Genomic DNA, 18,781 nt, shown 5'->3' on the forward strand with positions numbered 1-18,781 from the left:
ATCGCGACGAGCAATCGAGTTTTTCAACAGAATCGGCCAGAAGCGGACGATCGCAGGTGACTCCTACCCATCTACTTCGGTCAGATAACGTTCTTCCCCGTGAGTTGGTCAACTCAGGTTTTGCGAATTTGAGCCCCAACGCTGACCGTTGGCGGTCTAAGCCAATCTGGCACGAGGGGACGCTTGACGTCGGCAGTTCATGTGGCCCTTGCTGCCTGTCAGGCGGCTCGGGTTCCAGCTTGACCGCATCGGCACGCCTACGCGAATTTTGACCATCGTTTGCTTGTCGCGGCGGGCAGCCGCAGCGCCACGCGGGCCTAGGCCGTTAAGCGGTGATTGGCGTCTAGCTGTTGATGACCGCCACCACCTGAATCGGCAGGGCCACGGCCGATATCGGTGGCTTACACCCGCGCCTGGCATGGCCTCTGGGCCGCGCCGTCCTGCCCGTCTCAGCCCAGTAGGGCTGTAGACTAACGTGTTTATCAGCGACGTGCGTGATCGATGCAATGATATGTAGTTTTTCTCCTTACTACCAAGCCTTCATCCACTTTTATAATATTGGGTGATCAGACCTTTTTTCTGGAACAACTCCCATGCACCCGGAATATCTAGACAGCAGTGCCGCAGCAAAAAAAAATGCGGTCGCTACAGTCGTGGGCATCCTGAAAGCGTCGAAGGTGAACTTGGCGAGGGAAAGCTCTTTCATTTCCGTCTTGGAACCGGCCATGCCGGCCGCAATTAAGGCTTTGTACAAGTCAGGCTTTCATCGGACAAATGGCCCGATATTTTTCGGTGATTCTCTCGCGCTCCGACGTTTGAACATTCTGGTCGAAGTCCAGATGCCGCGCGTCAAATATGGTGCGAACGTATTGGTGGAGAGGATTAGGAAAAAGGCCGAGCTTTCTCTTACGCCTGTCAGCCTTTCCAAAGCTGGGGTGATCGCCAGAACGAAAGAGGATTCGCTCATCGATATTTCTTACGCGAGCATCTTAGAGCTTTACAAAGAGACAGAGAAGCTGAACGCTTGGCGTAATCATATGGAATTCATGCTCCCTGATGACTGTCAGATTGCCGCTGTTATCGCTCTTCTAGATGCGTGCGTGTGGGATCGCAAGAGCGGCTCGGCGGTGGACTACGACAAGTATGACGTGAGGTGGGGAACCAGCCCTGCAAGCAGAAGTGCCCGACTTATCTATGTCCCTTCGCGTAGGCTATATGAGCTTGAAGTGAAGATCGACGCATTCTCTTGGAGCAGTGCCGGAACGGGTTTCGACTACCAGAAGACGGCAGCAGATCTCGCTCTCAACGTTGAGTGCTATTTGGAGACGCACGGAGACACATCACCGTATCGCTCGATAACAGAATTTCGCCGCCAGATGTTGGCTCACTTTAGCGACATGTCGTCACCTCAATACGAAGAAACCAAGTATCTAGCGCAACCGTCTTCGACGCCATGAGGTGATGACATGTATGAGGTGATGGCATGTTTTAGTGTGGACCGCGTACGACGTTTAGGCCACGCGTCAGGCGATCGACTCATGCTGGGTCGCTAAGCAAAAAACTGTTTGAGTCTGCTGCGCCTTCATTGCTCGGATGCGTCGCCGCAAGAGTCCGCCTTGGGGTCGGGAGCGGCCTGCAGACGGCTCCCGTCCAAAAGCAGGCATTTGGTGCGATGATTAGTTGCTCGAACATCAGTTAACTTAAATTATGCAGCACCCCGACAAACATGCTCGTCTACAAATACCGAAACTGTGCGCAACGTACCTGGGAACTTCTCCTCAATCGAAAGCTCTTCTTTGCAACCCCGGCGCATCTAAACGATCCTTTAGACTCGTCCATCGACATTCATGCTGGAATGCCCCCCTGAGTCACCGGACACCATCACTCACCTAGAATACTGACTAGGCATATGACTGTGTTTTTGACTAACACCAAGCAAGCAGTGATGGAAGTGTTAACCGGGCCCGAGAGGCGGCGCCGCTGGTCGGCGGAAGAAAAATTGGCGATGGTGCGCGAGAGTTTCGAGCCGGGTAAGACCGTCTCGACGGTCGCGCGCCAGCACGGCATCAACCCGAATCAGTTATTTGGCTGGCGCAAGCTGTACCAGAACGGCAGCCTGTCTGCGGTCAGTTCGGGAGAGGAGGTGGTGCCTGCTTCAGAACTGTCGGAGGCGCTGGCCCAGGTACGTGAACTGCAGCGATTGCTGGGCAAGAAGACGATGGAGAACGAAATCCTGCGGGAGGCGGTCGACGTCATGAAATCCCGAAAGTGGATTGCGCGCTCACCCTCGTTGCCAGAGGACGACCAGTGAAAACGGTCTGCGACGTCCTTGGTGTAGCGCGCTCAAATGTTGCTCAACGTCTTGTCCGTCAATCCGACTGGTCCGATGGCCGTCGGCGCCGACAGCTCGATGATCGTGCCCTGCTCGATGAAATCCGACAAACCGTGGCCCACTTACCAAGCTACGGCTATAGACGAGTTTGGGGCTTGATACGTCGATCTCGCGAATCTGCGGGCGAGGCTGCCGTGAATGCCAAACGCATTTATCGGGTCATGCGCGCGCACGATCTATTGATCGCCCGTAAGGTCCAGCCGGCGCGGCCTGAACGCCGTCACGATGGCCGCGTGGCCGTCGCGCGCAGCGATCAACGCTGGTGTTCTGACGGTTTTGAATTCCGATGCGACAACGGTGAACCGCTGCGGGTGACGTTTGCGCTGGACTGTTGCGATCGCGAAGCGTTGAGCTGGGCGGCCACCACTGCGGGGCACAGCGGCGACATCGTCCGCGATGTGATGCTGGCCGCCGTTGAAAACCGCTTCGGTGGCACGTTGAAACCGCCTCACCCCATTGAGTGGCTAACCGACAACGGCTCGGGCTACATCGCCGAAAAAACGCGTTCGTTCGCCACCGAGATCGGCCTGCATCCATTGACCACGCCCGTGTGCAGCCCGCAGAGCAACGGAATGGCCGAGAGCTTCGTAAAGACCATGAAGCGCGATTATGTTGCCTTCATGCCCAAGCCCGATGCCAATACTGCCGCACATAACTTGGCTCTGGCCTTCGAGCACTACAACGAATCGCATCCACACAGTGCGTTGAAGTATCGTTCTCCCCGAGAGTTCCGGCGTCTCGCCGTTTTATCAACTTAACGGTGAAGTGGTGTCCGGCGATACAGGGTCAAATCCAGTGACGCAGATCTGGTACAGGTGGCGAGAGATATCTTGGGCTTGACTAAACTGAACTACAACTCTTGCCAGTTGGGTGAAGGGCGGCCCATTACGGTTAAATACTCTGACCGTGTTGGGGAGATTCTGCTTGCCAACCCAGGCTTGCCGTCAGATAAGTGGAAACACAACTTCAAATATTACGCTTGAACGTGACTTGGAGATTGGCTATGGTTGACCGATTTGATGTAGCTGTCAATCCCATTTCTTTGGCTGTCGCTGCTTGCTGCTTTGTATGCTTCGAGCAGCATCCTTAGTCGATCTTCTGTTATTTCCATAATTCCGTGCGAAACGGTAATATTAAACGCTCCGATGGCTATGGCGGGCCCTTCCGTTTTCTGGGCATTTATGGGGAGCCGAGCATCAGTAGCGGCCTTTTCCAATTGTGGTGCAATCTCTTGAAGAACAGCTTTTTTCTTACTAGATATGATTATGTCATCGACATAAACGCTGGCGACCACATCGCTTCTTCTATCAAGTTTTCTCAAGCATGAACCTAGCTTGCTTTTTTCAAGTGCGAGCGAAGCTAGAATCGGCGATTGCACAAAGCCATATGGAAGAATAAACGTATCTGAGGCAGGGCGTTTAACTGTACTCTCGTTTGCTATCGCTCTCGCTTCGGAGTACGGTAACCACGTTTTGAGGCACCGAGTCACTCGCGTACGATTGACTTGGCCATAAAAATCATCTAGGTCAATCCGGTAGAAATAATTGCTTTGGAGGTGGCTGCGAATTGCTGCAACATGGCCACCATCCCTAAGGTGGAAATAGAAGCTTGGAGGCTTCCAGAGTGAAGCGATTTTTTGTTTTATGTTGAGGCCAGCGTCTCTGGCTTCCTCTGTAGGGACGAACACCCAACGGCCTGGCTTAAGCTCGAAGCGAGTGGACCATTTGAGAGGCATATGAGTTGGGGTAGTTAGATGCCATGTCTACGAGTGCGGCCAGCAGGCGGAACAATCCACCCACTAGGTTGATGCACGCGTAGACTAGGCGGGTCTTGCGAATGAATTTTTTCATTGTCAGATCCTCCTCTACTCAAGCTCTAGCTTGCCTAGCGCTAAGCGCATGGTCACATAACCAATAACGACATGACGATATCAATGTAATCGGATAATCGTCTTACGGAATCACTGAGTGACGGAGTAGAGGATAGGCGAAATGCCTATCGCTAGAGCAAGGTCAGTATATCGACAAAACTATTGTAGTGACAAGACGTAATTTGTTGGAGCGCAGTTCGGCAAGGAATGCTCGGCAAGCGCATCTTATGCTTAACGTGCCGTCCCTCTAGTGTCCAAGGAACAGAATAGCCAGCGGCACTTCTTTAATCAGCCAGCCGTTTTGCTAGTGTCTTTCCTATCGGAGCGGATGCCGGCGCAGACACGCCAAAATTGGCCGGCCGGTGCTGAGGATCTGGCCAGGTGCTCAGTGATCTGAGGATGAGGTACGACGGCTGACCAGGTGGGTAGCTAGTCCCTGGCTAATCCTGGTGACATTTTCATCAGGATCTCCGCCCGTCAGGTCCCACTTAGCGCTTCTTCACCTTTGTCTCGCAACTGTCGGTACACCTCATCTACCAAGAGATTCGCCAACCCTTTGAATACCTTTTCATGCCTCAATGCCTGGTCAGCCATGGTGTTGTGGCCCTCGAGGGCATCTACGACGGCATTGTTGAGCTTGGTTTCGTAGGCGCCATTTGAGAATGCTGTAACCGTGTCGTTGGCCTGCGCCTGCTCCTGCAAGGTGGGGTCGTTCACCATCTTGCCGATCAAGGTAGTGGCGTAGCCCTTGAAATCGGCATCCGACAGGTTGCCGGAAAATACCTCGTTCATCTTCTTGATGATGGCCGACAGCCGGTCTTCCGGGTCGTCCCAGGCCTGTCCGCCGCCCGTGCCCATGGGCTTCATCGGTTCGGCGGTACCCGCCTCCATGTCCAGCTTGTGCTTTTGCTCGTTGACCACCTTGTAGCCCGCCAGCCGCACGGATTCATCCAGCGCCTCATCGCCTCCGGCGTTGCCCTGCAAGCGGGGCAAAATCATGCGGCAAAACGCATGCAGGCGTTCCAAGTCGGCATCGTCGTAGGAGCGCAGTTGCGACAGGAAATCGTAGGCGCTGATGTACGACGATACATCGCCACGGAACAGGTCTTGCACCTCCTTGGTTTGCGCCTTGAACCGCTCGTGCGCCTTCTTCAACGGCGCTTGAATCGTGGCCTGCTTGCCCTTGGGGTCGAAGTAGCCTTTGGCAAAGGCCAGCACTTCTTCCCATAGGTAGATGCCCGCGTCGTCCAGCTTCTGGCGCAGGGTGTGGACCAGGTTCGGGTCGGTAACGGCCGACATCTTGGCGGTGCGGTAGAACGGAAGGAAGGCTTTAAGGATGCCATCCGCTTCGTTGCGGAAGTCCAGCACGAAGGCGGTTTCTTTGCCGGGGTACATGCGGTTTAGACGCGACAGGGTTTGCACCGCCAATACGCCGTCCAGGCGTTTGTCCACGTACATGGCGCAGAGCTTGGGCTGGTCAAAGCCCGTCTGAAACTTCGATGCGACAATCAGCACCTGATAGGTCTCGGTCTTGAACGCCTCCTTGATGCCGTCGTCGTGTTCCTTGTGGTCGTTGAGGTCGCCTTCCTTGGCTTTGAGCACCTTGGATTTCTCGTCCGTGACCTCGCCCGAATACGCCACCAACGCTTTGCAGTCGGTGTACTTCATCTTCTTAATGTAGTCGTCGAACGCCTTCTTGTAGCGAACCGCGGCCACGCGGCTATCCGACACCACCATGGCCTTGGCCTGCCCGCTCAACTGGTGCATGACGTGCTCGCGGAAGTGCTCCACAATGACCGTTACCTTCTGGGCGATGCTGGTCGGGTGCAACTGCGCGTAGCGGAACAGTTTGGCCTTGGCCTTGCCCGCCTTCACCTCCTTGTCGTCGCCCGCCTGCTCCAACTTGAAGGCAAAGCCATAGGTGGTGTAGCCACGCAGCACGTCCAAGATGAACTTCTCTTCGATGGCTTGGCGCATGGAATACACATGGAAGGGCTCGGGCGTTCCATCCATTCCCGTGCGCCCAAACAGTTCCATGGTCTTGGGCTTGGGCGTCGCCGTAAAAGCGTAGTACGACACATTGGGCGGTCGCTGGCGCGATGCCATGATGGTGTTGAGCACGTCTTCATCGGTGATGTCGTCATCGCCATCGGGAACCACCATCGCGCCATCGGCTTTCGTGTCCGCACTCGCAGCACCCGTCTTGCCCTTGGTCAGCACCGCGCGCAGCTTTACCGCGCTCTTGCCCGCCTGGCTGGAGTGGGCTTCGTCCAGGACGAGCGCAAAGCGCTTGTCGCCCAGGCCGCCCACCTTGTCCAACACCCAGGGAAACTTCTGCAACGTCGTGATGATGATGAGCTTGCCCTTGTCCAGGGCACCGGCCAACTGCGTGCTGTTTTCGTCAATTTTTTCAACCACGCCTTGCTGGTGGTCAAACTGGTAGATGGTGTCCTGCAACTGCGTGTCCAACACCCTGCGGTCGGTAATCACAATCACGCTGCTGTACACCTTCTGGTCCTTGGCGTCATGCAAAGACGCAAGGCGGTGCGCCAGCCATCCTATGGTGTTGGACTTGCCCGACCCCGCCGAATGCTGCACCAGATAGGTATGCCCCACGCCTTCGGCTAGGGTGGCATTCAGCAGCTTGTTGACCGCATCCCACTGGTGGTAGCGCGGGAACAAAAGCGACGTGTTGAACACCTTCTTGCCCTTGGCGTCCTTGGACTCGGACACCTCTACCGACAAGAACTTGCCCACTACCGCCAGCCACGCATCGCGCTGGAACACCTCGTGCCACAGGTAGCCGGTGGAATAGCCCAAAGCATCATCGGGAGGATTGCCCGCCCCAGCGCCGTCCATGCCGTCGGGGTTGCCGCGGGTGAAGGGCAAAAAGCGCGTGGCCGCGCCCGCGAGCTTGGTTGCCATCTGCACTTCGTCGGTGCTCACGGCGAAGTGCACCAACGCCCGCTTGCCAAACGAGAGCAAAGGCTCGGGCTGCTTGGTGGCCACGTCCACCGGGTTGCGGTCGTACTTGTACTGCCGCACCGCGTCTTCGATGTTCTGCGTGGTGTCGGTTTTCAGCTCGATGGTTGCCAGGGGCAGACCATTGAGGAACAGGACGAAGTCGATGCAAAACTGGTTGTGCAGCGAGTAATGCAGTTGACGCACCACACGCAGGCGGTTCTTCTTGTAGTGCTCCCAGGTGGTGGGGTTCTGCTGGTTGCTGGGCGCAAACTGCGCCATCTTGAACGTGGCGTTGATGTCCTTGAAGCCCTTGCGCAGCACGTAGAGCGTGCCCCAGAGCTGCGGGGTTTCCTTCTTGATGGTCGGGCGGTCTTTGTCCAGTTCTTCCGCCAGCCGCTGGATGAACACCGCCTCGGGGTTCTTCGCGTGGTTCTTGGCGAACTTCTCCCAGACATCGGGCTGGGTGTCCTTCACCCAGGCAATTGCGTCCTCGGGGTACAGCGCCGTGCGGCGGTCGTAGTCCTTGTCGTATGCAAAGCCTTTTTGGAACGGCAAGGGGCCATCGATCAGCCACCCCTGGGCTTTCAGGACTTCGCAAACTTCGTCTTCAAACTGCTCTTCGGTGTGGATGGCTGCCATGGGTGTCCCACTCGCATTTTTCTTAATCAAATTGACCGCTGGCGTTTATCCATCAAGCGCAAGCGGCTATCGTTTTTGCACTACCTCGAACATCGATGCGCCCCAGCACCCCATCCGCAATGGTCGCGGCGCGCAGTTCTTTCAAGAGTGCGATTTCGTCGTGGGTGTGGGCGATGAGGTCGTCAATCTTGGCGGTCTCAGTGTCCAGATAGTCGGCGATTGCTTGCTGCTCCGAAGTCGTCGGTAAGAACACTGGCAATCTCGAAACTTTTTCAATTGAGATTCTTCTTAATGCGGCACCGGCCAATAAAAGTTCATAGTGCTGTTTCAAAAGGCTGTTATTAAGCCAATATGAAAGGTAACGAGATTCAATAAAATCAATTTCAGGCGAAATAATAACCAGAGAGCTAGCTACGACAAATTCACGCTCGTAATCCACTACGCAGGTTCTGCCGATAGTTCCGTCTTTGCTGAACAGAACGTCACCCTTAAATGGTTTACATCCTGTGCGCTTCAGGATTTCATAAGAAGCACTCGTAGTGCCTAAGCAATTGTCGAAGTCAATTTTTTCATTCTTTATATCGACAGTTGAGACAAAGGGCATATCGGGAGAAGATGTATCGGGAGAAACATGCGCTCCATCAGTTACACGCGAGGTGACGTGTCGAATTTGTGCTTCATCCCAATTCGCGGGTAGATTGCCAAGCCAAGAAACGCCCGATGGCTTCATGGCTGCGCTTTTGTCCAACCCCTTGGTAACGGCTTCCACAATCACCGACTGCCGCCACTCCCGCAACAACCCGATCAGCTCATCCTTCTCATGAATCAGGGTGTCGATGCGGGCAATTTCGGCATCAAGATAGTCGGCAATGGCTTGCTGCTCATCTGGAGATGGAACAGCCAAACGCGAATCAACCATTCGCTGGTGTTCAATGCTCTCGACGGTTGCCCCTTGCTTAACCCATTCCTCTCGTAGTTCCTTCTGGCACCCCTCGATTTGGTACGCGAGATATCGGCTATCCATCCTGTCATCCGGAATGAGCGCTTTCATATCCTGATTCAACGTAACCGGCACGGTATTGATAGCTACCGGGATGGTGTGTTGCAGAATTCCTGAACGTACCACCGTTAGTACAGAAGATGGAGGGATCAAGGCGCAGGGGCTATTCCCAAGTCCTTCGGAAGTGATGTAGTCCTCAGTCTCCCTGATAAGGGGCCGCTTCATATCCTTTGGTGAAACCCATGGAATTTCGCCGCCCCAGTAAATTGGCTCATCCTTGCTCGGGGTGCCTCCGCCAGCGAATTTGGCAAAGAACTTCAACTTCTCAACGGTCCAATCACTCGGAACATCCCCCAGCCACGGCACGCCTGAAGGCTTGTAGCTCGCATACGGCTTCATGGGCGTACCTCGCCCTTGATACCGCGCAGCAGTTCCATGAACTTGTGCTCCTTGGCCTCGATGTCCGCCGCAATGGCCTCGCGGCTGCGCGGGGGCGTGTACACGTAGAACTCGCGGTTGAAGTTGATTTCGGTACCCACCACGCCGGTCTTTTCGTCCTTCACGTCCTTTACGTCGTGGTTAATCCACGCATCACTCCAGTGCGGGCGCACCTCGCTTTCGAAGTACGCCTCGATGTCGTCGTTAAAGGGCACGTACTCGGCATCGCGCAATTCGGAATCGCTCAGTATGTCGCCCTTTTCGTTTGTGGTGGGCTCGGCGTTCTTGTCCTTGGTGCCCAGGTACTTGCGTGCCAGTTCCACGGATTTGGCCGCCAGCTTGCCGGCCTTGCCGGTCAAGCCGCTGGCATCGGTCACCACAGCGGCGGATGCATGCAGCGCTGCGCGGAACGAGTCGGCATCCATGTACGCGGCCTGCGCATCCATGCCTTGGATGGTTTGGGTCAGCAGGTCTTTTTGCTCCTGCGGCAGTTTGCCGAAGGCGGTGTCGTAGCCAAGCATCTTCAAGCCCTGCGCGCTGGCCTGGAAGCGCATGCGTAAGGGACGCTCAATGGTGATGCGGCGGTAAAAGAAATGGTCGTGGTCGAACACCTTGGCTTTGAGCACGCGCCTGGTCTTGCCGTCCTTGGCGCCAGGGCTTTCTTGCCACTCCATGGATTGGAAGTCGGCATACGCCTTGGCGATGCGCTCCACGCAATCGGGCGTGAATTCGCGGCGCTTCTTGCCCAGGTTCTTTTTCATCAGCACGCTCATGGCGCTGGCGTCGATCAGCAGCACCTTGCCCTTGCGTTCGGCGGGCTTGCGGTTCGTCATGAACCACAGGTAGGTAGTGATGTTGGTGTTGTAGAACATGTCCGTGGGCAGCGCCACGATGCAATCGAGGTAGTCATGCTCCAAGATGTGGCGGCGGATTTCGCTCTCGCCGCTGCCCGCGTCGCCGGTGAAGAGCGGGGAGCCGTTGTGCACCACGCCGATTCGCCCGCCGCCCTTGCCAGCAACCACGGGTTGCATCTTGGACAACAGGTGCAGGGAAAACAGCATTTGCCCATCGCGGATGGCGGGCAGACCAGGACCGAAGCGCCCCACCGCGCCCTTGGCGTGCTCTTTCTTGACGGCGGTTTCGGCGGGCTTCCATTCCACGCCATACGGGGGGTTGGCGGCTTGGTACTCGAAGGTCTTGCCAGGATGGCGGTCGAGTTCCAGCGTGTCGCCGTTCTCGATGTTGGCCGGGTCTTGCCCACGAATGAGCATGTCGGCCTTGCAAATAGCGTAGGTCTCGTCTTCCAGCTCCTGCCCGAATAGCTTCAAGGTGGCGCGGTCGTTGAACTTGCGCAGGTGCTCTTCGGCCACGCTCAAAATGCCCCCGGTGCCTGCGGTGGGGTCGTACATGGTGCGCACCACGCCGGGCACGGACAGGATGTCGTCGTCGCCGTTGAACAGCAGCGTAACCATGAGTTCAATCACGTCGCGCGGGGTGTACTGCTCACCCGCCGGGGACACGTCGTTGAACTTCCGCAGCAGCTCTTCAAACGCCTGCCCCATGTCGTGGTTCGTTACCTTCTGAGGAGCGAGGTCGGTTTCCGCGAAACGCTGCACCACAAGGTACAGGCGGTTTTTCTCGGCCAGCTTGTCTAGGGTGGCGGTGAAGCCGAACTTGTCGAAGATATCCCGCACGTTCTGCGAGAAGCCGTTAACCATGGCTTCCAGGTTGTCCCGCACGTCGTCGGGGGTCTCCGCGATGTTTGGGAGCGTGAATTTGGACGTGTTGAAAAACGGGTAGCCGCTGACAGGGGTCAGCATCTTGTCCAGGTCGTAGCCCTTGCCGTGGACGGCGGCATGGCGCGCTCGTACGGCTTCGCGTGTGGGCTGCAATACGCAGTCGAGACGACGCAAGATGGTGAACGGCAGGATGACCTTGCGGTATTCGTTTTCCTTGTAGGCGCCGCGCAGTAGTTCGGCGTTTTTCCAGATGAGGTCGGCTAACTTGGACATTCAAAGCTTCTTGGTTGTGTTCTTGTCGAGCTCGAGCTCGGCTGCTGGCAAGGCGATGCCATGGCTTGCGGCATAGGTATGCACCATGTGCTCCATCATCGAAGCCATGCTGCGGTGCTCATGTTGCGCACACAAGGCAAGCAGCGCTTTGCCTTGAGGTGTCATACGCAAGGACATAAGCGCGGATTTGGGCTGGGTCATGAAGGCTATACCATTCGCAATCGTTTGTATTGCAAACGGTATCATTTGCGATTCGTTACCGTCAAATTTTGGTTGTCAAAACACTGAAGTATGGCCGTGTGAAGCGGAGCTGCCGGCCTCGTACTTCTCGGGTGGTTTACGCAGGAGATCCGCCCTTTTTAGGCAAGGCGGTGAAAGTCGCTCGGGGCAATCGCTACCGCTCTGGCGAGCAGGGATGGCTTGTCGAAATGGGTGTCGAGCGTTTTCGGTAAAGTGACATTCGCTGTCCGCCACGAGGTCATTCGGGGGGCGGTGCGCTGCGGTTGGAGCGGATTTTAGGTTTGCTTTTCCAAAACCGGGTATGTGGCGGGCTCTCCCAGCAGGAACATCATGCAATGGCTGGGCCTTTTGGCCTATTTGCGACTTAACGTCTAGTCGCGCTGTTCAAGCAGCCGTCGTCGAATTTGTTCAGCCTTGGCTGGCCGGCCACGTCGGCGTGCAACCTGTGGCGTTGTAGCCGGTCGTTGTTTGGAAAGCGCTACTTGCTGGACATGTGAAGTCTCGCGTTGCGATGCCACCCAAGCAAGGACCTCCGTCTGTTCGTAGCGCAGCAGTCTTCCCACCTTCACACACGGAGGGAGAGGTTCTCCACGCGTACGCCGGTTGTACAAAGTTTGCACAGACACGCCCAGAACGGCGGCCAGTTGATCGGAGGTAAGAAGTTTGTCCATCTTTACTTTCGCGAAGGCACTGGCACATGCCAGCAAAAAGTATAGACAGGCAAGGGTAGCCATGGCCGCCTGGTAGTACCTCCCGGTAGGCCGTACAATCCGCCCCGGCGCCATCGAAATTGACCGCACTTTTAACGCACTGGCCGCAGTAAAGTGCGTTAGGTCGCGGTAAGTTCCGGTAAGCTAAGCTCATGATTTTTATAGATATTCATGTTGGCCTGCCCCTGGCAAAACACCCCTAAAACGGACTCTTAATCCGTAGGTCGAGTGTTCGAGCCACTCACAGCCCACCAGAATTTCAAAGGCCGTTAGCGCGCAATCGCTAACGGCCTTTTTGTTTTCCGCGTGTGTCCTCCGCCTGTATCCCCCGCGGGTGTCTTCCACGTGCAAGAGGAGTTCTTCTGGGTGCGTTCTTCGTCGGCATCGCCTGCCAACGAAGAACAGCGCCCATCATCCCCTGGAAAACAACCTCTTCAGCAACGACCGATGTTTCCGTCGTTTAGCCCCTTGCAGAATCGGCGGCGCGTCATACGTCTTTGCCAGCACCGCCAACGCTTCCGCCCCGGGTTTGCTTCCTTGAACCAAGGCCCCAGCCACGTCGAACATCGCCTGCTTCAAGCCTTCAATCCCAAGCGCCCGCACGTCCCATTCAATCGTCGAAAACGCAGCCGGTGTGTACAGCGGAAGCAGGCGGTCGATCGCGGTGAAGCGGTCATCGTGGTCACGCCGTGCCAACACCACAGGGATGCCCATCGCCAGGCAAGGGCTTGCCACATGCAGCAAGGGCGTCACCACGATGCTGGCTTCATTGCGGTACAGATCCAGGTAGCTGGCCGCCAGCTCGTCCATCTGGGTCACGGCCTGGTCCGAGAGCGGAATCTTGGGCACCGGCTCCCGTTGAAAAACCAGGGACGCGCGTTGCAGCAGGGATCGGGGAATGTATTCGTACAGGTTCTGGTGCAGCACGCCCGCGCCGGAGCCGAAGGCGATGACCGGCTTGCTGCCTGTCACCTGCGGGTCGCGGCGCTTTAGCGTCAGCGTCGCACAGCCCGTGACGAACGCCGCAATGCCGTGCTTATCGAACATCTGCTTCGTGGCATTGTCCCTGCACCCAATCGGCTGGTGTTCCTGGAACAGCCTCTTGTTCGCCGTGATGACAGATTCGGTTTCCGCGTTGAATCCGAAAAACACCGGTTCGATCTGGGGCGGAAGCGGGAAGCAGTCGTCATGAAAGCAGCCATTCATGATCAGCTTCACGGGTGGCCCGGCGTAGTTCCGCAGCGAATCACGATCCACCCCCACCATGTCGGCCGGGTCAACATTCAGGTGCGCCAGCAGCCGGCGTACCGCGATGGACTGGATGTTGTCGCCCACATTGACGGTGCGCCGCTTGGGGTCGTTCCCGTATCGAAATTCCAGGTATCCGAATTTTTGGGCTTGCATAAGTTCTGGTGTTAAGGACGCGAATGGTCCGGCTGGCAAAAAGTTCCGGCCGCACTTTATCACGGGCGGTTTGGGCAGAGCCGGGGCGCCTCGGCTGCGGCGTTGCCTGTTTTCTCGCCCTGCTGGAAGAGCGCCCAGCGACCGTCCTAGTCGAGCATATGGCCGACGGAGACGGCTCGATGCCGGTGTGAGCTGTGGACTTATCCATCAAAACAAATCTGGTATTCCTTTGATGGAATATTCCTTGGAGGTTATAACTACCGCGAAAGGAAGGGCAGATAAATGGCTAAGAAATTTGGAACGCTCCGTGCCGCCATGTCGCCGGAATTGCAGCTTCGTGCCAAGGCGGCTACTGAGCAAATGCTTCGGGAAATGCCGCTTCATGAATTGCGGCAGGCGCGGGGCTTGTCGCAGAAGGTTCTGGCTGATGTGTTGCATGTCCAACAGCCGTCCATCGCAAAAATGGAGAAGCGCACCGACATGTATATCTCAACGCTACGCAGCCACATTGAGGCAATGGGAGGCGAACTTGAGGTGATCGCTCGGTTCCCGGACGGAGCCGTAAAGATCACCAACTTCTCCGACCTGGCCGCGTAAAGCTCCCGGCGTCGCGTCAGTGTCTTCACTTCCGCGACCCGCATCCACCCCCGATCTATCCCGCCGCCGTCGCATCCCCCTGATTCTTCCCCACCATTCCCTTCAACACCTGGCCAAGCTCGGTAGGGAAGGGGAACACGATGGTGGAGTTGTTCTGGGCGCCGATCATGGCCAGGGTGCTCAAGTAGCGTAACTGCATGGCTTCGGGTTGTTGGGCCAGGGTGCGGGCGGCGTTCAGCAGCATTTGGGCCGCTTGCTCTTCGCCTTCGGCGTGGATGATCTTGGCGCGCCGTTCGCGTTCGGCCTCGGCCTGGCGGGCGATGACGCGGATCATGCTTTCGTTCAGGTCGATGTGCTTGATTTCCACGTTCGCCATCTTGATGCCCCATGCGTCGGTCTGCGCATCCAGAATCTCCTGCACGTCGTTGTTCAGCTTGTCGCGCTCGGAGAGCATTTCGTCCAGGTCGTGCTTGCCCAGGACCGAGCGCAGGGTCGTCTGGGCCAGTTCGCTGGTGGCTTGCCGGAAGTTTTCTACCTGGATCACCGAGCGTTCCGGATCAATCACGCGAAAGTAGATGACGGCGTTCACTTTGACCGAGACGTTGTCGCGCGAGATGACGTCCTGGCTGGGCACATCGAAGACGCTCATGCGCTGGTCCACGCGCACCATTTGCTGGATCACCGGAACCATCAGGATCAGGCCGGGGCCTTTGACGCCGGTGAAGCGGCCCAGCGTGAAGATGACACCGCGTTCGTATTCGCGCAGGATCCGGACCGACAGGGCGAAGATGCCGACTATCAGGACAACGATAGGGCCGTAGAAGGCGAGTTGCGTGAACATGGCAGGCTCCTGAAAAAAAGGTTGGCGTTGCGTCGAACTTCATCCTCTCCGGGCAGGCTCGGGCGGTAACAGGTGGGTGTCCGCGCGCACATGCAAGGTCACGCCGTGCACGGCCGTGATCACGACCGTGTCGCCCGCCGCCAGACCCGCCGGCCCCACCGCGCGCCAGCGTTCTCCGGCCGCGGCGACATGGCCTTGCTCTCCGTTCCAGCTAAGCACTTTGATGTGCTGCCCGATCAGCGCTTCGGCCCCGCTTACGATCGGCGCGCGGCGCGATCGCAGCGCCAGCCGGGCAATCAGGAACGTCATCCCCAGGCTTGCCACGGCCACGCCCGCCACCAGCGGAAGCGATACCTCATAGGCGGGTGCATCCGTATCGACCAACAAGAGCGAGCCCAGCACGAAAGCGATGGCGCCGCCGATTCCCAGGATGCCGATCGACGGCGTGAATATTTCCGCCACCATCAGCGCCGCGCCCAGCAAGACAAGCGCGAGTCCGGCATAGGTCAGCGGTAGCGCGGACAAGGCGTAGAGGCCGACCAGCAGACATATCGCGCCGACCACGCCGGGATAGAGGGCGCCCGGGTTCATGAATTCGAATATCAAGCCGTACACGCCAACCATCAACAGCATGAGCGCCAGGTTGGGATTCGTGATGACGCTCAGCGCGCGCGTGCGCCAGTCCGGTTCTCTGTGCTGCACGCTCAGCCCCTTGGTTTGCAGCTCGGTCTGGGAATTGCCGACCCTGACGGTGCGCCCGTCGGCTTGTTCCAGCAGGTCCGGGATGTCGTCGGCGATCAGGTCAATCACCTGCTGCGCGTGGGCTTCGCGGGCCGACAGGCTGGCCGCCGAGCGCACGGCGTCTTCCGCCCAGTCGGCATTGCGCCCGCGCAAGGCAGCCAGTGAACGGATGTAGGCGACTGCGTCATTGATGGCTTTGGATTCGCTGGCGTCCTTAGGGGCCGCAGCCGGCGGCTTGTCTGCGGCTCGCTTTGCCGAGGACTTGTCGCCATTGCTGTCCGTGGCCTTATCCGCGGGCTTTTGGGCAGGCTCTTGCGCAGGCTTTTCCTCGGCCTTGTCGCCAGAACCGGGCTCTTTCTCGTCGGGTTTGGGAAACCCACCGCTTAAGGCAACGGGCGTCGCAGCGCCCAGGTTGGTGGCGGGCGCCATGGCCGCGACATGGCTGGCGTAAAGAATGTAGGTGCCGGCGCTGGCCGCGCGTGCGCCGTTGGGGCTCACATAGGCAATCACGGGGACGGGCGATGCGAGTATCGCGCGGATGATGTCGCGCATCGACGTATCAAGCCCGCCGGGCGTGTCGATGCGCAAGATGACCACCGCGGCATTTTGTCCGTGTGCCGCGGCCAGGCCGCGAATCAGATAATCCGCCGTGGCGGGGCCGACGATACCGTCCAGGGATAGCACGATGGCGGATCGCCGCTGGGCGCTATCTGGTGGGGTTTCGCCCCAGGCGCTGGCGATGGCCAGCATCCACAACAAGGCGATGCCGCAAAAAATGCGAAGCATCGAGGGCGTTCGGACCGCCGGCCGCTGAGGTCGACCAATGACCATGAGCTGGGTCCCTCCGTGGTGCATGGGGGAATTGCTGCCTCCCATACTTATGCACGGTACTCCCATTATTGGCGTGCGGCCAATAGCAGGAGGAAGGGTTCCGGCCCCTAGCCAAACTCAAGCTGATAGAAATTCTGGCTGGCGATCAGTGTCGCGCCGCAGGACGTGCGCATGCCTTCCAGCGCCGTCATGCGGTCTGAACTGACGTTCTGCACGCCTTCCACGATGGTGTGCGTGTCGCCGCATTTGGGGCAGGTGACGCGGTCGCCAACCCGCGCCATGGGTTGGCCGAAGATGATGACGGTTTCATCGCCGGTCACGACGACGCCGCCGTGCGACGTCTTGTCGCCTTTGCGGATCACAGAGCGTTGGGGCATGGCTGGGCGAGTGCTTGGGGTTATGGCTTGGGCTACAGCTTGAGCGACAGCATGCGCTACAGCTTGAGCTACAGCGGGGGCCTACAGGTACGTGCCGTCCGGCGCGCGCCGGGCCGGGCCGACCACGAAGGTGCCGTCGGGCGCCATGCGCACGGGGCCGCCGCCGCCTTTGTAAGTGCCGTCCGGTGCGCGCTGCGGGGTGCCGGCCACGTAGGTGCCGTCGGGCGCGCGGGTGATGGGGCCTTCGCCGCCCACATAGGTGCCGTCGGGCGCACGGCGCGGTGTGCCGGCGATGAAGTGCCCGTCGGGCAGCATACGAATCGATTTCGTCGTCATGGACGCTCCTTGGGATAGGAGCGCAAATAATACCGATGCATCGTGATGCGCCTTGTAATAGGACGTGTCATCTTTGAACGTTATGCGTAAGCGAATGTGGGATGATTTCCGCCATTGCCGCCGCTGGCCGCCTGTCCGCACCGCCTGTCTGGCCGTGCCGCCGCCAGCTTTCGTCACCTCTCCGTTGCGATATGACCGACATCAACGCTTTGTTGCTACCGATACCCGGCGATGCGCCCTGCGGCGTGGACCTGGTGTTTTCCCCCGAGTTCGACGCCATCCGCGAAGCGCGCCGGCACGACGACCCCCAGCTGGACCAAGGCGATTGGGTCATCGACCTGAAAGAAGCCGACTGGCCGGAAGTCGCGCGCATCTGTTCCGAAGCCTTGCGCAACCGCAGCAAGGACATCCGCATTGCCTCGTGGTTGGCCGAAGCCTGGGCCAAGACGCGCGGCTTCGCGGGCCTGCGCGACGGTTACCTGCTGATCGACGGCCTGTGCCGCGACTATTGGGAAGGCCTGCATCCCGTGCCGGAAGATGGCGATGTGCAGCAGCGCGTGGGCAACCTGGCGTGGCTGTTGTCGCGTTCGCAGCAACTGATCGGCGAGATTCCGCTGACGCAGGCAGACGGCGCGCGTTACGGCGCGGTGCTCTGGGAGGCTGCCAGCCAACTGGCCAACGCCGTCAAGCGTACGCCCGACAATGCCAACGAGTTGACGCGGGGCAAGCTCACGCTTGACCGCTTTGACGCCGCGCGGCGCGACACCCCGCCGTCGTTTTATTCCGAACTGGACACCCAGTTGGACGGCTGCGCCCAGGCGCTGGCGCAGCTTGAGCGCACGCTGGACGAGCGGCTGGGCGATGAAAGCCCGGCGTTTTCGCGGGTGCGTGAAGCGCTGCGCAACGTTACCGAACTGGCGCACCGGTTTGCGCGCGACGCGGGCCTGCTGGTGCGCGCCGACATCACGCCAGCGCCGACACCAACGTCGACTCAGGGGGCGCCCGCCGTTCCCACCCGTGTGGAGCCCACCTTGACTGCTGTCAACGCATTCCCCGGCGCCGAAACCCTGCCCGCTGGCGCACCTGCCGTCGACGCCGTGCCGCATGCCGCGCGTGGCCCGATCCAGACGCGCGAGCAGGCCCTGGCGCAGTTGCGCGAGGTGGCCGATTTCTTTCGCCGCACCGAGCCGCACAGCCCCGTCGCCTATCTGGCCGACAAGGCCGCAAGCTGGGGCGAGATGTCCTTGCACCTGTGGCTGCGCACCGTGGTCAAGAACGACGAGACCCTGTCGGGCCTGGAAGAGTTGCTGGGCATCAAGAAGGCGGGCGAGAACTCCTGAAGTCCGGGGCCTGAGGCCCCCAGGCCCAGGCCCAAGCCCAAGCCCAAGC

At 58.5% G+C, this 18,781-nt stretch carries 15 protein-coding genes; 4 read left to right on the top strand and 11 right to left on the bottom strand.

The window, feature by feature from the left end; genetic code table 11:
* Nucleotides 1-593: 593 nt before the first annotated feature.
* Together ACE04A_RS05530 and ACE04A_RS05535 are read left to right on the top strand one after the other, a co-directional pair.
* Entirely contained in the window at nt 594-1,457 is an 864-nt protein-coding gene (locus ACE04A_RS05530) for a hypothetical protein (RefSeq protein WP_485819921.1), read from the top strand.
* 488 nt (nt 1,458-1,945) lie between these two features.
* Nucleotides 1,946-3,150 (top strand): IS3 family transposase gene (locus tag ACE04A_RS05535; protein ID WP_448716133.1). Its coding sequence is split into 2 segments (ribosomal slippage): nt 1,946-2,270 and nt 2,270-3,150, totalling 1,206 coding nucleotides; the frame shifts between segments, so codons are not numbered across the junction.
* Between the two features lie 215 nt (nt 3,151-3,365).
* On the opposite strand, the gene ACE04A_RS05540 is transcribed toward ACE04A_RS05535, so the two are convergent.
* The 7 genes from ACE04A_RS05540 to ACE04A_RS05570 form a co-directional block, all read right to left on the bottom strand.
* Nucleotides 3,366-4,127, bottom strand: coding sequence for a reverse transcriptase domain-containing protein (locus ACE04A_RS05540; RefSeq protein WP_448715755.1), 762 nt, complete (start codon nt 4,125-4,127; stop codon nt 3,366-3,368).
* Between the two features lie 612 nt (nt 4,128-4,739).
* A complete protein-coding gene (locus ACE04A_RS05545) occupies nt 4,740-7,865 on the bottom strand; it encodes a type I restriction endonuclease subunit R (protein ID WP_485819922.1) in 3,126 nt (1,041 codons plus the stop codon).
* Nucleotides 7,866-7,917: 52 nt separating this feature from the next.
* The gene (locus ACE04A_RS05550) at nt 7,918-9,264 is read right to left on the bottom strand and encodes a restriction endonuclease subunit S (protein WP_448715757.1); all 1,347 of its coding nucleotides are present in this window, start codon (nt 9,262-9,264) and stop codon (nt 7,918-7,920) included.
* Complete coding sequence (locus ACE04A_RS05555) at nt 9,261-11,315, bottom strand: type I restriction-modification system subunit M (RefSeq protein ID WP_485819923.1); 2,055 nt, start codon at nt 11,313-11,315, stop codon at nt 9,261-9,263. Before ACE04A_RS05555 ends, ACE04A_RS05550 begins: the two co-directional genes overlap by 4 nt.
* On the bottom strand, nt 11,316-11,516 hold the full coding sequence (locus ACE04A_RS05560; protein ID WP_448715759.1) for a hypothetical protein: 201 nt from the start codon (nt 11,514-11,516) through the stop codon (nt 11,316-11,318). It lies immediately after the preceding gene.
* Nucleotides 11,517-11,926: 410 nt separating this feature from the next.
* Nucleotides 11,927-12,340 carry a helix-turn-helix transcriptional regulator gene (locus tag ACE04A_RS05565; protein WP_448715760.1) on the bottom strand — a complete coding sequence of 138 codons (414 nt, stop codon included), beginning with the start codon at nt 12,338-12,340 and terminating at the stop codon, nt 11,927-11,929.
* A 336-nt stretch (nt 12,341-12,676) separates the two neighbouring features.
* The gene (locus tag ACE04A_RS05570; RefSeq protein WP_485819924.1) at nt 12,677-13,732 is read right to left on the bottom strand and encodes a glycosyltransferase family protein; all 1,056 of its coding nucleotides are present in this window, start codon (nt 13,730-13,732) and stop codon (nt 12,677-12,679) included.
* A gap of 219 nt (nt 13,733-13,951) precedes the next feature.
* Between ACE04A_RS05570 and relB the strand changes: the two genes are divergently transcribed.
* Nucleotides 13,952-14,266, top strand: a complete 315-nt coding sequence (gene relB, locus ACE04A_RS05575) for a type II toxin-antitoxin system RelB family anti-toxin (RefSeq protein ID WP_448715762.1) — start codon at nt 13,952-13,954, stop codon at nt 14,264-14,266.
* Between the two features lie 55 nt (nt 14,267-14,321).
* Here relB and ACE04A_RS05580 read toward each other — a convergent pair whose 3' ends face one another.
* From ACE04A_RS05580 to ACE04A_RS05595, 4 genes are all read right to left on the bottom strand, one after another.
* On the bottom strand, nt 14,322-15,107 hold the full coding sequence (locus ACE04A_RS05580) for a slipin family protein (protein ID WP_448715763.1): 786 nt from the start codon (nt 15,105-15,107) through the stop codon (nt 14,322-14,324).
* 39 nt (nt 15,108-15,146) lie between these two features.
* Nucleotides 15,147-16,634, bottom strand: a complete 1,488-nt coding sequence (locus tag ACE04A_RS05585; protein WP_485819925.1) for an NfeD family protein — start codon at nt 16,632-16,634, stop codon at nt 15,147-15,149.
* A 152-nt stretch (nt 16,635-16,786) separates the two neighbouring features.
* A complete protein-coding gene (locus ACE04A_RS05590; RefSeq protein ID WP_268079729.1) occupies nt 16,787-17,056 on the bottom strand; it encodes a PAAR domain-containing protein in 270 nt (89 codons plus the stop codon).
* 81 nt (nt 17,057-17,137) lie between these two features.
* Nucleotides 17,138-17,392 (bottom strand): hypothetical protein, encoded by a 255-nt coding sequence (locus tag ACE04A_RS05595; RefSeq protein ID WP_259252479.1) that lies wholly within the window; start codon nt 17,390-17,392, stop codon nt 17,138-17,140.
* Between the two features lie 191 nt (nt 17,393-17,583).
* Between ACE04A_RS05595 and tssA the strand changes: the two genes are divergently transcribed.
* Nucleotides 17,584-18,732: a type VI secretion system protein TssA gene (gene tssA, locus ACE04A_RS05600; protein ID WP_448715765.1), complete on the top strand. Its 1,149-nt coding sequence runs from the start codon at nt 17,584-17,586 to the stop codon at nt 18,730-18,732.
* The last annotated feature ends 49 nt before the right edge of the window (nt 18,733-18,781 follow it).

The organism is Achromobacter colocynthidis, from assembly GCF_057334535.1.

What these genes read in the sequence shown, in the direction of transcription:
- ACE04A_RS05585 (WP_485819925.1), bottom strand. Translation starts at nt 16,634, where the DNA reads ATGCTTCGCATTTTTTGCGGCATCGCCTTGTTGTGGATGCTGGCCATC.
- ACE04A_RS05560 (WP_448715759.1), bottom strand. Translation starts at nt 11,516, where the DNA reads ATGACCCAGCCCAAATCCGCGCTTATGTCCTTGCGTATGACACCTCAA.
- ACE04A_RS05595 (WP_259252479.1), bottom strand. Translation starts at nt 17,392, where the DNA reads ATGACGACGAAATCGATTCGTATGCTGCCCGACGGGCACTTCATCGCC.
- ACE04A_RS05550 (WP_448715757.1), bottom strand. Translation starts at nt 9,264, where the DNA reads ATGAAGCCGTATGCGAGCTACAAGCCTTCAGGCGTGCCGTGGCTGGGG.
- relB (WP_448715762.1), top strand. Translation starts at nt 13,952, where the DNA reads ATGGCTAAGAAATTTGGAACGCTCCGTGCCGCCATGTCGCCGGAATTG.
- ACE04A_RS05580 (WP_448715763.1), bottom strand. Translation starts at nt 15,107, where the DNA reads ATGTTCACGCAACTCGCCTTCTACGGCCCTATCGTTGTCCTGATAGTC.
- ACE04A_RS05555 (WP_485819923.1), bottom strand. Translation starts at nt 11,315, where the DNA reads ATGTCCAAGTTAGCCGACCTCATCTGGAAAAACGCCGAACTACTGCGC.
- ACE04A_RS05540 (WP_448715755.1), bottom strand. Translation starts at nt 4,127, where the DNA reads ATGCCTCTCAAATGGTCCACTCGCTTCGAGCTTAAGCCAGGCCGTTGG.
- ACE04A_RS05530 (WP_485819921.1), top strand. Translation starts at nt 594, where the DNA reads ATGCACCCGGAATATCTAGACAGCAGTGCCGCAGCAAAAAAAAATGCG.
- ACE04A_RS05590 (WP_268079729.1), bottom strand. Translation starts at nt 17,056, where the DNA reads ATGCCCCAACGCTCTGTGATCCGCAAAGGCGACAAGACGTCGCACGGC.
- tssA (WP_448715765.1), top strand. Translation starts at nt 17,584, where the DNA reads ATGACCGACATCAACGCTTTGTTGCTACCGATACCCGGCGATGCGCCC.
- ACE04A_RS05545 (WP_485819922.1), bottom strand. Translation starts at nt 7,865, where the DNA reads ATGGCAGCCATCCACACCGAAGAGCAGTTTGAAGACGAAGTTTGCGAA.
- ACE04A_RS05565 (WP_448715760.1), bottom strand. Translation starts at nt 12,340, where the DNA reads ATGGCGCCGGGGCGGATTGTACGGCCTACCGGGAGGTACTACCAGGCG.